The 13,055-nt window shown below is 65.7% G+C and carries 14 protein-coding genes; 9 read left to right on the forward strand and 5 right to left on the reverse strand.

The genetic code is table 11. From position 1 onward, the window contains the following. Positions 1-38: 38 nt before the first annotated feature. Complete coding sequence (dbpA, locus tag ACKI1H_RS07240) at positions 39-1,415, reverse strand: ATP-dependent RNA helicase DbpA (RefSeq protein ID WP_138525362.1); 1,377 nt, start codon at positions 1,413-1,415, stop codon at positions 39-41. A gap of 324 nt (positions 1,416-1,739) precedes the next feature. Here dbpA and ACKI1H_RS07245 point away from each other — a divergent pair, with 324 nt between their 5' ends. Together ACKI1H_RS07245 and rloA3 are read left to right on the forward strand one after the other, a co-directional pair. Beyond that, complete coding sequence (locus ACKI1H_RS07245) at positions 1,740-1,949, forward strand: cold-shock protein (RefSeq protein WP_133860530.1); 210 nt, start codon at positions 1,740-1,742, stop codon at positions 1,947-1,949. Positions 1,950-2,058: 109 nt separating this feature from the next. After that, positions 2,059-2,571, forward strand: coding sequence for a retropepsin-like aspartic peptidase RloA3 (rloA3, locus tag ACKI1H_RS07250; protein WP_440468009.1), 513 nt, complete (start codon positions 2,059-2,061; stop codon positions 2,569-2,571). On the opposite strand, the gene mdtD is transcribed toward rloA3, so the two are convergent. Continuing rightward, positions 2,572-4,008 carry a multidrug transporter subunit MdtD gene (gene mdtD / locus ACKI1H_RS07255; protein ID WP_138525360.1) on the reverse strand — a complete coding sequence of 479 codons (1,437 nt, stop codon included), beginning with the start codon at positions 4,006-4,008 and terminating at the stop codon, positions 2,572-2,574. It lies immediately after the preceding gene. 287 nt (positions 4,009-4,295) lie between these two features. On the opposite strand from mdtD, the gene ACKI1H_RS07260 reads away from it, so the two are divergent. Next, positions 4,296-4,838, forward strand: a complete 543-nt coding sequence (locus tag ACKI1H_RS07260; protein WP_138525359.1) for a DUF2780 domain-containing protein — start codon at positions 4,296-4,298, stop codon at positions 4,836-4,838. A gap of 97 nt (positions 4,839-4,935) precedes the next feature. Then, positions 4,936-5,499, forward strand: coding sequence for a DUF2780 domain-containing protein (locus ACKI1H_RS07265; protein WP_138525358.1), 564 nt, complete (start codon positions 4,936-4,938; stop codon positions 5,497-5,499). Positions 5,500-5,505: 6 nt separating this feature from the next. Here the strand turns inward: ACKI1H_RS07265 and ACKI1H_RS07270 are convergent, their stop codons facing one another. Then, entirely contained in the window at positions 5,506-6,390 is an 885-nt protein-coding gene (locus ACKI1H_RS07270; protein WP_440468010.1) for an acyltransferase, read from the reverse strand. Positions 6,391-6,524: 134 nt separating this feature from the next. Between ACKI1H_RS07270 and rloA2 the strand changes: the two genes are divergently transcribed. The 5 genes from rloA2 to ACKI1H_RS07295 all read left to right on the forward strand — a co-directional run bounded on the left by rloA2 (position 6,525) and on the right by ACKI1H_RS07295 (position 11,095). Further along, positions 6,525-7,046, forward strand: coding sequence for a retropepsin-like aspartic peptidase RloA2 (gene rloA2, locus ACKI1H_RS07275; protein WP_017520188.1), 522 nt, complete (start codon positions 6,525-6,527; stop codon positions 7,044-7,046). Between the two features lie 65 nt (positions 7,047-7,111). Continuing rightward, on the forward strand, positions 7,112-7,801 hold the full coding sequence (gene creB, locus ACKI1H_RS07280) for a two-component system response regulator CreB (protein ID WP_138525356.1): 690 nt from the start codon (positions 7,112-7,114) through the stop codon (positions 7,799-7,801). Then, positions 7,801-9,219, forward strand: a complete 1,419-nt coding sequence (gene creC, locus ACKI1H_RS07285; protein WP_440468011.1) for a two-component system sensor histidine kinase CreC — start codon at positions 7,801-7,803, stop codon at positions 9,217-9,219. Before creB ends, creC begins: the two co-directional genes overlap by 1 nt. Before the next feature lie 122 nt (positions 9,220-9,341). After that, positions 9,342-10,784: a cell envelope integrity protein CreD gene (gene creD, locus ACKI1H_RS07290; RefSeq protein WP_440468012.1), complete on the forward strand. Its 1,443-nt coding sequence runs from the start codon at positions 9,342-9,344 to the stop codon at positions 10,782-10,784. Between the two features lie 11 nt (positions 10,785-10,795). Continuing rightward, entirely contained in the window at positions 10,796-11,095 is a 300-nt protein-coding gene (locus tag ACKI1H_RS07295) for a hypothetical protein (protein ID WP_138525353.1), read from the forward strand. A gap of 302 nt (positions 11,096-11,397) precedes the next feature. On the opposite strand, the gene ACKI1H_RS07300 is transcribed toward ACKI1H_RS07295, so the two are convergent. Further along, complete coding sequence (locus ACKI1H_RS07300) at positions 11,398-12,021, reverse strand: glutathione S-transferase family protein (RefSeq protein WP_440468834.1); 624 nt, start codon at positions 12,019-12,021, stop codon at positions 11,398-11,400. Positions 12,022-12,052: 31 nt separating this feature from the next. Beyond that, the gene (locus ACKI1H_RS07305) at positions 12,053-13,018 is read right to left on the reverse strand and encodes a Vgb family protein (protein WP_138525351.1); all 966 of its coding nucleotides are present in this window, start codon (positions 13,016-13,018) and stop codon (positions 12,053-12,055) included. Positions 13,019-13,055 lie beyond the last annotated feature (37 nt).

The raw sequence follows: 13,055 nt of genomic DNA on the forward strand, positions 1-13,055 counted from the left end.
GGCTGCCGGCGTGGCGCACTCCTGCAGGGCGAACGATGTCAGAGGATGCGTGCCTTGAACGAGCGGCCCTTGATCTTGCCTTCGTTGAAGTGCTTCAGCGCTTGCTTGGCCACGTCGCGTTCGACGGCGACAAAGGCCTGGAAGTCGAAGATGGCGATCTTGCCGACCTGGGTGCCCTTGAGCCCGGCGTCACCGGTCAGCGCGCCAAGGATATCGCCGGGGCGCAGTTTGTCCTTGCGCCCGCCGGCGATGGCCAGGCTGGTCATCGGCGGCAGCAGTGGAGCGTCGTTGGCCTTGAGGAAGTCGATGCGCTCCCAGTTCAGTGGCGCGCCCTGCAGGTCTTCGATGGCCTGGGCGCGGCTGGCTTCTGCCGGGGTCACCAGCGAGAGTGCGAGGCCCTTCTCGCCGGCGCGGCCGCTGCGGCCGATGCGGTGCACATGGACCTGTGCGTCGCGTGACAGCTCGACATTGATCACGGCTTCCAGCGCAGCGATGTCCAGCCCGCGCGCGGCCACGTCGGTGGCCACCAGCACGCTGCAGCTGCGGTTGGCGAACATGGTCAGTACCTGATCGCGCTCGCGCTGCTCCAGGTCGCCATGCAGGGCCAGGGCGGAAATCTTGCGGGCATTGAGTTGCTCCACCACTTCCATGCACTGCTGGCGGGTATGACAGAAGGCGACGCAGGATTGCGGGCGGAAATGCTGAAGCAGACGTACGACGGCATCGAGGCGTTGCTTGGGGTCGATCTCGTAGAAGTGCTGTTCGATCTGACTGTCGTCGTGCAGCGCTTCCACTTCCACGCGCTCGGGGTTCTTCAGGAACTTCGCCGCCAGTTGGTCGATGCCCTCGGGGTAGGTGGCGGAGAACAGCAGGGTCTGCCGGCGCGCCGGGGCCTGGCCGATGATGTCGGCGATGCTGTCGTAGAAGCCCATGTCGAGCATGCGGTCGGCTTCGTCGAGCACTAGGGTATTGAGGCCGTCGAGCTTCAGGGTGCCGCGGCGCAGGTGTTCCTGGATCCGCCCCGGCGTGCCGACCACCACGTGGGCGCCGTGCTCCAGCGAGCCGATCTGCGGGCCGAATGGCACGCCGCCGCAGAGGGTCAGCACCTTGATGTTGTCGGCGGCACGGGCCAGGCGGCGGATTTCCTTGGCCACCTGGTCAGCCAGCTCGCGGGTCGGGCACAGCACCAGCGCCTGGCAGCCGAAGTAGCGCGGATTCAGCGGGCTGAGCAGGCCAATGCCGAAGGCGGCAGTCTTGCCGCTACCGGTCTTGGCCTGGGCGATCAGGTCGCGGCCCTTGAGGATCGCCGGCAGGGCGGCGGCCTGGATCGGCGTCATCTCGCGATAGCCGAGAGAGTCGAGGTTGGCCAGCAGGTCGGCCGACAGCGCGAGGCTGGAAAATGCGGAGGTGGTCACGAAGGGAGCCCGGGTGAATCCATATGGCCGCGCAGTGTAGCAGGAGAGCACCCTCAGGAGGGCTGAGAAGCTGATATGGCAAGGGTTTGAGGCCACTCGTCCGAATTTCCAGAAGCCGCGATAAACGGTTTTTCCAAGAGATTCGCTTTCCTCAGATTTTTGTCGTAGAGTTTCCGGACTGTGTTTGCATGGGTCGCCGTCGATCGTGACCTGATGCGGTCGGTTATTCCACCCCGTCCTGCTCGACTCCTTGTAACGCCTTGCAACTCAGTTCCTGGCCGCTCACGTGGCTAATTTTTAAAGATTTGTTCCAAGGAGAACACCATGTCGAATCGTCAGAACGGCACCGTCAAGTGGTTCAACGAGACCAAAGGCTACGGCTTCATCACTCCGGAAAGCGGCCCGGACGTATTCGTTCACTTCCGCGCCATTGAAGGTACCGGCTTCAAGACCCTGGCCGAAGGCCAGAAGGTCAGCTTCGAAGTCGTGCAAGGCCAGAAAGGCATGCAGGCTGAGCGCGTTCAGGTGGTCTAAGACCCCTGGCGTCAGCCAAAAGAACCCCGGGTGGAAACATCCGGGGTTTTTTGTTGCCTATGATCTTGTTGCCCATCGTGTCGCCATCGATTTTCCGGAGCTGTCATCCATGCCATCGCCCGCTTTCCGCCTGCTGCTCGCCGGCCTGCTCATCTCGGGCAGCGCCCTGGCCGCCGACGCCCCCGTGCAGCCCACTACCTGGGGCTGGGTGGAAACGCTGACGCTGATGCCCGAGCAGGCGCCGCTCAAGGCCAAGCTGGACACTGGCGCGCAGACCTCGGTGATGGATGCGCGCAACATCGTCCGGATCAAGAAGAATGACGAGCGCTGGGTGCAGTACGACGTGATGCTTACCGACTCGGCCACCGGCAAGGAAGAGCGTCTGCCCTTCGAGCGGCGCGTCGAGCGCGTGCTCAAGTTCAAGACCGCCAGCGGTGCCGAGCGTGCTCCAGTGGTGCTGATGGATGTTTGCTTGGGCGGCAAGGTCTACCGCGAGCAGTTCACCCTGCGCGACCGCCAGACCCTGGACTATCCGGTACTGCTGGGGCGTCGAACCCTTGAGCACCTGGGCGCGGTGGATGCCTCGAAGACCCAGACCGTCGCGCCCACCTGCAAGCCTTGATCAGTGCTCGGTGACATCGGTCTCCGGATCGACCCGGCGCGGTGTGGTCCGACCATCGTCGGCGTTGAGCTGGAAGAAGATCGCCGCCGCCAGCATGGACAACAGCCCGACGCTGAAATAGGTAGCGTGGAAGGCTGACAGCACATCCCCCTGCGCGCTTTCGACATCCCCGCTGAACCCGCCCAGTAGTGCCGCGGCACAGGCGATGCCCATGCCGATGGACAGCTGCATGACAACCGAGAGCAGGCTGTTGCCGGCGCTGGCATTGTCGTCGCGCAGATCGATCAGGCTCAGGGTGTTCATCGCGGTGAACTGCAGCGAGTTGATCCCGCCCAGTATCGCCAGTTGCACCAGCAGCAGTGCGTAGGGAGTTTCCTGGTTGACCAGCCCGAGGCTGGCGATCATCGCGCCCAGCAGCAGGGTATTGCCCACCAGCAGCCGGCGGTAGCCGAACCAGTCCAGCAGCGGCCTTGCCAGCGACTTGATCACCATCGCTGCCAGCGCCATGGGAATCATGGTCATGCCGGCCTTCGACGGGCTGAACCCCAGGCCGAGTTGCAGCAGCAGCGGTGTGAGGAAGGGCAGGGAGCCGCTGCCCAGGCGTGCGAACAGGTTGCCCAGAACCCCGACCGCGAAGGTGCGCGTCTGGAACAGCGAGGGCGGGAACAGCGGCGCCTCGATCTTCAGCGCGCGCAGCCAATAGGCCGCCAGCAGCACCAGCCCGCCCACCAGTAGCAGGACCACGCGCACGTGGGGCATCTGCAGTTCGCCCAGACCTTCCAGGGCGATGGTGATCAGCACCATGGAGCCGCCGAACAGCAGGAAGCCGATGGTATCGAAGCGTGTCGCGCGCACGCCATGCAGGTCCGGCATCAGGCGCAGGGCGACGATGAATCCCACCAGTCCTACCGGCAGGTTGATCAGGAAGATCCAGTGCCAACTGGCGTACTCCACCAGCCAGCCGCCCAGCGTGGGCCCGGCCAGCGGACCGAGCAGGCCGGGGATGGTGACGAAGCTGAGGATGCGCACCAGGTCCGTGCGCGGGTACACACGCAGGATCACCAGGCGTCCCACCGGCATCATCAGCGCGCCGCCGATACCTTGCACCACGCGGGCGCCGATCAGGGTGCCGAGGCTTGGCGACAGCGCGCAGAGCAGCGAGCCGAAGCTGAACAGGAAAATTGCGAAGAGGAACACCCGACGCGTGCCGAAGCGGTCGGAAATCCAGCCGGAGGAAGGGATCAGCAGCGCCACGGTGAGCAGGTAGGCGATCACCACGCCCTGCATGCGCAGCGGGTCTTCTTCCAGCGAGCGGGCCATGCTCGGCAGCGCAGTGTTGAGGATGGTGCCGTCCAGGGCCTGCATGAAAAAGGCGATGGCCACCAGCCAGGGCAGCAGGCGAGCCACGCGGGGCGTGAGGATGAAGGGTTCGCTCATGGTTGGTCCGTCAGGCGGGGATGGCTCTAGCTTAGGGAATCTTTGGCGGTCGTGGGGGAAAACGCCAAGGTTGTGACAGGACGATTCTCCCGTGGAGTCTTGCCCGATGATTGTACGAATGGCTTTCCGGCGCCGGGCGGCAAGAGAGTTCCCTGTCGCTGCCTGGCGAGGTAGATCATTGGCAACCCTGTGACCGGACCGTGCTTTTCCCCCGTATCGCCGCCCATGGCGGAACAATGGCCTTGGCTTCCGGTCGATATGGCGTCCGGAACCCCCAGGAGACAGCGATGTCCGTCAAACCCCGTGTCACCCTCGCACTGGCCGCCCTGCTGGCGGCTTCCTCCGCGTTCGCCTTCAATTTGGGCGATGCCGCCAAGGCGGTGTCCGGCGCGACCGGCGCCGACCCCTCGCGCGTTGCTTCCACGCCGCAGACCAGCGGCCTGCTCGGCGCCCTGACCGGCCAGCTCGGCGTCAGTGACGAACAGGCACTCGGCGGTACCGGCGCCCTGCTGGGCCTGGCGAAGAACAAACTGAGCACCGCCGATTATTCGCAGTTGGCGAAGACCGTTCCCGGCCTCGACAAGCTCACCGGCAGCAACGCCCTGGGTGGCCTCGGTGGCCAGCTCGGCGATCTGGGCGGCGGCGCTTCCAGCGGCCTGCTGGGCAACGTCAGCAGCATGGGCGACGTGAGCAAGGCATTCGGCGCACTGGGCATGGACCAGGACATGACCGGCAAATTCTCCAGCGTGCTGCTGGATTACCTCGGCAAGCAGGGGGCCAACAGCAACCTGCTCGGCACCCTGGGCAGCCTCTGGGGCACCGGCGCCTGATATCCGCCAGGCGGCGTGGAACCGCCGCGCTGCCCCCCGGTCCTATCGACGATCCGGCCCCGCCCTGGGGCCGGAATTCCGTATTCCGGAGCCGTCGATGCCCACCCGTTCCGTCGTCTTCCTGGCTGCCGCCTGGCTGGCCGCTTCTCCCGTGTTCGCGGCCACTTTCACCGAAGCCAGCGAACCCGTCACCGAGACGCAAAATGTGCCTCCGGCCGCCAGCGCGCTGCTGGGCAACCTCACGAAGCAGTTGGGTGTCAGCGAGCAGCAGGCTATCGGTGGTACCGGAGCGCTGTTGGGGCTGGCGATGAACAGCCTGAAGGAAACGGATACGGCGCAGCTGCAGAATTCGCTGCCGAATCTCGACCAGCTCGCCGGCAACAGCTCGCTGGGCGATCTGGGCGGCGCACTGGGTGGCTTCGGTGGCCTGGGCAGCGCTGCGGCGCTGCTGGGCGGGATCAACAACCTGCAGGACGTCGATCAGATCTTCGGTGTGCTGGGCATGGACCAGTCGATGATTGGCCGCTTCGCCGGAGTGATCCTCGACTACTTCACCGAGCAGGGCCTGAGCAGCCAGCTGCTGGGAACGCTCGGCGGACTCTGGGGGACGCCAACGGCTCCGCTGACGCCGGCTGCGCCGGTGGCCGGGCGGGGCGCGTAAGCCGCTTCAGAACTCCTGGCGCAGCTGTTCGATGCGCGCATCCTTCTGCTCCCACAGCTGTGACACCCAGTGCTGCACGTACTGGCGGAATTCCGGATCGTTCTCGTAATCACCCTGCCACAGCGCGGGGTCGATCTCGCGCGCCTGGATGTCGACGATGACGCGCGGCACGCGGCCGCACAGCAGATCCCAGAAGCCCGGTCGCGGACCTTTCGGGTAGACCAGGGTGACGTCCAGCAGCGTATCGAGCTGTTCGCCCAGCGCCGCCAGCACGAAGGCCACGCCGCCGGCCTTGGGACGCAGCAGGTTCTGGTAGGGCGACTGCTGCTGGGCCTGCTTGGCCGGGGTGAAACGCGTGCCTTCCAGATAGTTCACCACGGTCACCGGCATACGCTTGAACTTCTCGCAGGCGGCCTTGGTGATGTCCAGGTCCTTGCCCTTGAGCTCCGGGTGCTTCTCCAGGAAGGCCTTGCTGTAGCGCTTCATGAAGGGGTAGTCGAGCGCCCAGAAGGCCAGGCCGAGGAAGGGCACCCAGATCAGCTCCTTCTTCAGGAAGAACTTGAAGTAGGGGGTCTTGCGGTTGAAGGCCTGCACAAGTGCTGGAATGTCGACCCAGGACTGGTGGTTGCTGACTACCAGGTAGGAGGTGTCGCCGCGCAACTGGGCGTCGCCGCGGATGTCCCAGACGGTCGGGGTCATCAGGGCGAAGATGGCCTTGTCGATCTCCGCCCAGGTCTCGGCGATCCACATTACCCCGCGCGAGCAGGCGTCCTTCGCGGCCTGGCCGGGGACGACCAGCTTGAGCAACGCGATCAGCATCATCGGCCCGATCAGGATCAGGGTGTTGAGCAACAGCAGTAAGCTGGCGATGGCGCCTTTGACGGCCGGCATGGGGTCCATTCCTTGTGCGACGGTGGCGCGGCCATGATACGCAGACAATTGTTCCGGCCCAAGCGGCGCAGGTATGGCGAACCAATGGCCGGCGTGCTAGTCCTATGCGACGTATTCCACCCCGGAGATTTCGCGTGAAACGCGCCCTCGCTCTGCTTACGCTCATCGCACTGCCCGGCCTCGCACTGGCCGCCGAGACCAAGCTCTACGGCCGCTACGAATGGGTCAGCCTGCCCGAACTCGACCAGACCCTGCAGGCCAAGATGGACACCGGCGCCTACACCTCCTCGCTGTCGGCCAAGGACATCCAGATCTTCCAGCGCGACGGCGAGGACTGGGTACGCTTCAAGCTGGCGACCAAGGACGGCGGCGACTCGGTGTACGAGCACAAGTTGGCGCGCATCTCGAAGATCAAGAACCGCTCCGATGGAGCCGGCGAGGATGAAGAGGAAGAATCCAGCCCCGGCCTCAGCCAGCGTCCGGTGATCGAGCTGCCGGTGTGCCTGGGCGGTGACCAGCGCACCATCGAGGTCAACCTCACCGACCGCAGTCACTTCAACTATCCGTTCCTGATGGGCGCCAAGGGCCTGCGCAAATTCCATGTGGCGGTGGATGCGGGCGAGCGCTTCGTGGCCGGCAAGCCGGACTGTTCCTGATCCTCGATTGACGCGGCGCGGGGCTTGGTGGACCCTTTCGGGACTTTCCCGGGAATCGGAATCCCATGCCCCACATCCTCATCGTCGAAGATGAAGCCGCCATCGCCGACACGCTGCTCTATGCCCTGCAGGCCGAAGGTTTCGAGACCACCTGGCTGAACCTCGCCGGCCCTGCCCTCGAACGCTTGCAGCGCGACGTCTTCGACCTGGTCATCCTCGACGTCGGCCTGCCCGACATCAGCGGTTTCGAAGCCTGCAAGCAACTGCGGCGTTTCTCCGAGGTGCCGGTGATCTTCCTCACCGCGCGCAACGCCGAGATCGATCGCGTGGTGGGCCTGGAGATCGGCGCCGACGACTACGTGGTCAAACCCTTCAGCCCGCGCGAAGTCGCCGCGCGGGTGAAAGCCATCCTCAAACGTACCGCACCGCGTGAAGCGCCTGCCATGGCACCCGCTGGCCATGGCCCGTTCGAGGTGGACGAGGAGCGCTTCCAGATTCGCTACCACGGCCACTCGCTGGCCCTGACCCGCCACGAATTCCGCCTGCTGCAAACGCTGCTGGCGCGCCCCGAGCGCGTCTTCAGCCGCGAGCAGTTGCTCGATGCCCTGGGCATCGCCGCCGACGCGGGCTACGAGCGCAACGTCGACAGCCACATCAAGAGCCTGCGCGCCAAGCTGCGCCAGGTCGCCCCCGCCGCCGAACCGATCCAGACCCATCGCGGCCTGGGCTACAGCTACGCGCCGGACAAGAGCTGATGCGCCTGTCACTGCGGATATTCCTGGTGTACTTCTTCTTCGTCGGGCTGACCGGCTGGTTCGTCCTGCGCACGGTGATGGACGAAATCCGTCCCGGCGTGCGGCAGTCCAGCGAAGAGACACTGGTGGATACCGCCAACCTGCTGGCCGAGATTCTCCAGGCCGACGTGAAGAGTGGCACCCTCGATCAGAGTCGGCTGCCCGACATGCTCCGAGCCTATGGTGCGCGCAGCCCGCAGGCGGACATCTGGGGCGTGAACAAGACGGCGGTGAACCACCGTATCTACGTCACCGATGCACGCGGTGTCGTCCTGCTCGACTCCCTCGGAAAGGCCGTGGGCCAGGACTATTCGCGCTGGAATGACGTCTATCGGACGCTGAACGGCGAATACGGGGCGCGCTCCAGTCGCGAATCGGCGGACGATCCGGAGTCCTCGGTGATGTACGTCGCCGCGCCGATCCGCGATGGTGAGAAGATCATCGGCGTGGTCTCGGTCTCCAAGCCCAACCGCACACTGCAGCCCTATATCGATCGCTCGCAGCGCCGGCTGGCGTGGCTCGGCGCCGGGCTGATCGCGCTCGGCCTGCTGGTGGGCGCGGGGCTGTCCTGGTGGCTGAGCCGCTCGCTGGACCGCCTGACCCGCTACGCCCAGGCGGTCAGCGAAGGCCGCCGTGCCGAACTGCCGCGCTACCGGGGGGGCGAGATGGCGCAACTGGCCGGTGCGGTGGAGCACATGCGCGTGCAACTGGAGGGCAAGGACTACGTCGAGCGCTACGTGCATACCCTGACCCACGAACTGAAGAGCCCGCTGGCGGCGATTCGCGGAGCGGCGGAACTGCTTGAGGGCGAGATGCCTGCCGAGCAGCGTGCGCGCTTCGTCGGCAACATCGCCGGGGAGAGCGAGCGCCTGCAGCAGCTGATCGAGCGCCTGCTGAACCTCGCTCAGGTGGAGCAGCGACAGGGGCTGGAAGAGCACGTACCGGTGAGCTTGCAGGAGCTGGCGAATGAGCTGATCGGTGAACGTCTGGCTCGCGCGCAGAGCGTGCAGCTGGAGAACGCGATCCCCCAGCAGGCAACCGTGGTGGGCGAGCGTTTCCTGCTGCGCCAGGCGCTGGGCAACCTGCTGGACAATGCGCTGGATTTCACACCGGCGGGGGGCGTGATTCGCTTCGACGCGCAGCCTGACGGCGAAGGCTGGCGCGTGGAGTTGTTCAACCAGGGCGAAGCCATTCCGGCGTTCGCCCTGCCGCGCCTGACCGAGCGTTTCTATTCCCTGCCGCGCCCGCTGAGCGGGCGCAAGAGCACCGGTCTCGGCCTCAATTTTGTCGCTGAGGTAGCGGCGCTGCATGGTGGCGAGCTTCGCGTGGAGAACGTCGAGGGCGGGGTGCGCGCGAGCCTGTCGCTGCCGCAGCCGTAAGGTTTTTCCTACAGGTTGTTCCACCTCCACAGAATCCCCACACAGTCTCCACATTCCCACCTGAGCGTCCTCACGCGCAGGCCCCAGGCTTGCTCCGTCGTCCAACTACGGAGAAGCCCTCGATGAACCGCCATCTCGGCATCAAGCTCGGCGCCATCGCGCTGTTGATCGTCCTCTTGCTGATACCCCTGCTGATGATCGACGGCCTCGTCGACGAGCGTCAGAGCTACCGCGACGAGGTCCTGCAGGATATTGCCCGCAGCGCCAGCTACAGCCAGCAGCTCACCGGCCCGCTGGTGGTCGTGCCCTACACCCGCACTATCCGCGGCTGGCGCCTGGACAAGGCGAGCCAGCAGCGCGTGCTGCAGGAGCGCGAGGTGCGTGGCCGACTGTACTTCCTCCCGGAAGTCTTCAGCCTCGACGGGCAGATGCGCACCGAGCTGCGCCATCGCGGCATCTACGAGGCGCGCCTGTTCCATGCCGACAGCCAGGTCAGCGGCAGCTTCGTGCTGCCGGCCAACTACGGCATCAGTGGTGATCTGGCCAGCTATCGCTTCGATGACCCGGTGCTGGCCGTGGGCATCAGCGATGTACGCGGCATCGAGAACGCGCCGAAGCTGAAAGTCGGTGACGAACTGCGCGACTTCCAGCCGGGCACCCAGAGCCAGTTCCTCGGCAATGGCGTGCATGCGGTCCTGCCGATCAAGACCAGCGACCGCGAGCAGCGTTTCGATTACTCCTTCGAGTTGGCGCTGCTGGGCAGCAGCCGACTGGACATCACCCCGGTAGGGCGCGATAGCCAGGTCAATCTGGTCTCGGACTGGCCGCATCCCAGCTTCGGCGGCGAGTTCCTGCCCACCGAACGCAGCATCAGCGAGAAGGGTTTCAGCGCCCGCTGGCGCACCAGCTTCTTCGCCACCAACCTGGAGGACCAACTGCGTGCCTGCACCGCGCCGGCCCAGGCGGATGTTGCTCGCGCGGTTGGTGCGGATGATCCGGATACCTCCCGCGCCAGCTCCGCCGAGTGCAGCGAGTTCGGTCAGCACCGTTTCGGTGTGGCGCTGGTGGACCCGGTGGACCAGTACCTGAAAACCGACCGCGCAGTGAAGTATGCCCTGCTGTTCATCGTCCTCACCTTTGCCGGCTTCTTCCTTTTCGAAGTGCTCAAGCGCCTGTCGGTGCACCCGATCCAGTACGCGCTGGTGGGCATGGCGCTGGCGTTGTTCTACCTGCTGCTGCTGTCGCTTTCGGAGCATGTCGGCTTCGAGCTGGCCTACCTGCTGTCCGCTGGCGCCTGTGTCGGTCTGATCGGCTTCTACCTCTGTCACGTGCTGCATAGCCTGTGGCGTGGCGCCGGATTCAGCCTGGGGCTCGCCGGGCTCTACGGGATGCTCTACGCGCTGCTCAGCGCCGAGGACTACGCGTTGTTGATGGGTTCGCTGCTGCTGTTCGGTGTGCTCGGCGGTGTGATGGTGCTGACCCGTCACCTGGACTGGTATGGCATCGGCAAGCCCCGTGGCGATGATCTCGACTTTTCCCTGGAAGACGTGCGCGTGCAGCGCTGAGGAGAATGGAGATGCCCAACCTGATGCGTTTTTCCCTGTGCCTGTTCGCCGGCCTGCTGGTCAGTGGGCTGTGCCTGCCCGTGCTGATGCTGCTCGGCCGCTTCGACTGGATCGCCCTGCTGGTGGCCACCGGCAAGCCGCTGGCGCACCTGGCGTTGTTGCTGCCGGGCGACCTGTGGACTCAACTCACTGGCGTCGAGGATGCGGCGAACAACCCTCACGTGCGCTCCTTCCTGGAGATGTGCATGGGCGTGGCACAACTCGGCCTGCTGCTGGCGCTGCCGATCTACCGGCTGGGGAGGAAGTCATGATTGGATTGCGCGAAGAGCGCGAAGCAGGACGGCGGCTGGCGCGGCGGATCGCCGGGTTGTTCGAGCAGGGGATGGGGCGGAGGGCGGTACGCGACGAGAGATTTCAGCGGCGGGTGGAGCGGCGTGGACGCCCCGTGGTGAAGTCATGGCGCGCGGGCTTTGCCCTCACCCCAACCCTCTCCCGAGGGGAGAGGGGGCTGGGCGGTTCAGGCTGGCGGGTCTGGAGCACGCCAGCCTGCTCTCTGAGCTGCGCACCCTGGCCCTCGTAGGATGGGTGGAGCGCAGCGATACCCATCAACCTGTCAGGCCGGCACAGTCGCCTGCATCGACGGTCGCTCGCTGACCTCGGCGAACCACTTCGCCAGCTGTGGGTAGTCGCTGCGCCAGTCCCAGTGCGGCTGGCGGAAGTCCAGGTAGCCCAGCGCGCAGGCCACGCCAATGGCCGCGATGTCGAAACGCTCGGCCAGCTCGATGCAGGCCGGGCCGTCGAAGTAGGCAAGGGTGCGGACGATCTTCAGCTGTTGGTTGTCCAGCCACTTATCCCAGTGCTTTTCCGGCGGGCGCATGGCGGTTTCGTAGCGGATCAGCACCGCCGCATCGAGCACCGCGTCGGCCAGCGAAGCGAGGGTGAGACGACGCCAGCGCGCCGAGCCTTCGCGAGGAATCAGTGGTTCGCCGGCGTGCTGCTGGTCGAGGTATTCGAGGATCACCCGGCTGTCGTGCAGGGTCTGCCCGTCGGTCAGTCGCAGGGCGGGAATCTTGCCGGCGGGGTTGTCCTGCAACACGCCGGCGTCCGGCGCGATGGGCGTGTGGACAGCGGCGTACAGCTCCACGGAATCGACCTGGCCGGTCTCGTGCAGCAGGACCATGACCTTGCGCACGAAGGGCGAAGCGGCGGCGTGGAACAGGACGGGGCGGGTGGTCATCGACAGCAACTCCTGGGTATCGGTCATGGGCTCAATCGTGGATCTGCACCAGGCGATCGGTGCCGGATTCGGCGCCCCATACTTCGCCGGGGCGGCCGAGCAGTTGGCGCACATTGGCGTGTTCGTGGTCGCTCGGGTAGGTGGTGAAGCGTTCGCTCTGCGGGTCGAAACGCAACAGCGCGTTGGCGGAAAAATCGCTCAGCCACACCTGGTCCATGGCATCGACATAGACTGCATAGGGCTGGGGATGATCACCCGGCAGCTTCCAGGTTTTCCACTGGTTGTCGCTGGGGTCGAAGCGCGCCAGGCTGCCGGCATTCCACTGGCTGACCCAGAGCCGTCCCACCGAGTCGGCCCAGAGGCGGCGCGGCCCGCCATCCTTGTCGGGCGAATCGAAGGGGGTGGCGCTGCCCTGGATGCCGTCGATCTGACCGATGTAGTTGCCCGCCAGCGACGCGTACCAGAGGCCGCCATCCGGAGCCACGGCGATGCCGTACGGGCCCTTGCCGCGGGGCGCCGGCCAGACTTTCAGCTCCCGGCTGCTCGGATCGAGGCGACCGTAGAAACCGTTCTGCCCGGTGAACCACAGCACGCCGTCGTCATCGAATACCGCAGTGTTGAGGTTGGCGTTGGCGGCTTCCTTGGGTAGCGGAATGACCTCCACCCCAAGACGTTGTGCGTCCACGTGGACAATGGCGTTCAGGCCGCTGTCGGTGATCCAGGCGTCGCCGTTGCCGTCGGCGATAACGCCGTGCGGGGTGGAGCCCTTGCCGAGGCTGATCTGCTCGCTCTGCCCGGTCTGCGGATCGAGCCGGCCGAGCACGCCGAGCTTCTGCGCGGTGTACCAGACCTTGCCGTCCTCGGTGGGGGCTACGTCATGCGGGGCGGAGCCCTTGGGCAGGTCGTAGTACTTCACCTCGGTGGCTTGTGCGCCGGTGGCCAGCAGCAGGCCGGTGAGGAGCAGGCAGCTCAGGGGGAGGGGCAGGACGCGAAGCATGGGGCTCTCCTTGGCAGAGTCCGGACTCAGGTGAGAC

Origin of the sequence: Pseudomonas sp. YH-1, assembly GCF_051990045.1 — a bacterium.
Lineage (GTDB): Bacteria > Pseudomonadota > Gammaproteobacteria > Pseudomonadales > Pseudomonadaceae > Pseudomonas > Pseudomonas nicosulfuronedens.

Coding starts and splice junctions, on each gene's coding strand:
- creB (WP_138525356.1), top strand. CDS start 7,112: ATGCCCCACATCCTCATCGTCGAAGATGAAGCCGCCATCGCCGACACG.
- ACKI1H_RS07300 (WP_440468834.1), bottom strand. CDS start 12,021: ATGACCACCCGCCCCGTCCTGTTCCACGCCGCCGCTTCGCCCTTCGTG.
- creD (WP_440468012.1), top strand. CDS start 9,342: ATGAACCGCCATCTCGGCATCAAGCTCGGCGCCATCGCGCTGTTGATC.
- ACKI1H_RS07305 (WP_138525351.1), bottom strand. CDS start 13,018: ATGCTTCGCGTCCTGCCCCTCCCCCTGAGCTGCCTGCTCCTCACCGGC.
- ACKI1H_RS07245 (WP_133860530.1), top strand. CDS start 1,740: ATGTCGAATCGTCAGAACGGCACCGTCAAGTGGTTCAACGAGACCAAA.
- ACKI1H_RS07295 (WP_138525353.1), top strand. CDS start 10,796: ATGCCCAACCTGATGCGTTTTTCCCTGTGCCTGTTCGCCGGCCTGCTG.
- ACKI1H_RS07270 (WP_440468010.1), bottom strand. CDS start 6,390: ATGCCGGCCGTCAAAGGCGCCATCGCCAGCTTACTGCTGTTGCTCAAC.
- creC (WP_440468011.1), top strand. CDS start 7,801: ATGCGCCTGTCACTGCGGATATTCCTGGTGTACTTCTTCTTCGTCGGG.
- rloA3 (WP_440468009.1), top strand. CDS start 2,059: ATGCCATCGCCCGCTTTCCGCCTGCTGCTCGCCGGCCTGCTCATCTCG.
- ACKI1H_RS07260 (WP_138525359.1), top strand. CDS start 4,296: ATGTCCGTCAAACCCCGTGTCACCCTCGCACTGGCCGCCCTGCTGGCG.
- mdtD (WP_138525360.1), bottom strand. CDS start 4,008: ATGAGCGAACCCTTCATCCTCACGCCCCGCGTGGCTCGCCTGCTGCCC.
- ACKI1H_RS07265 (WP_138525358.1), top strand. CDS start 4,936: ATGCCCACCCGTTCCGTCGTCTTCCTGGCTGCCGCCTGGCTGGCCGCT.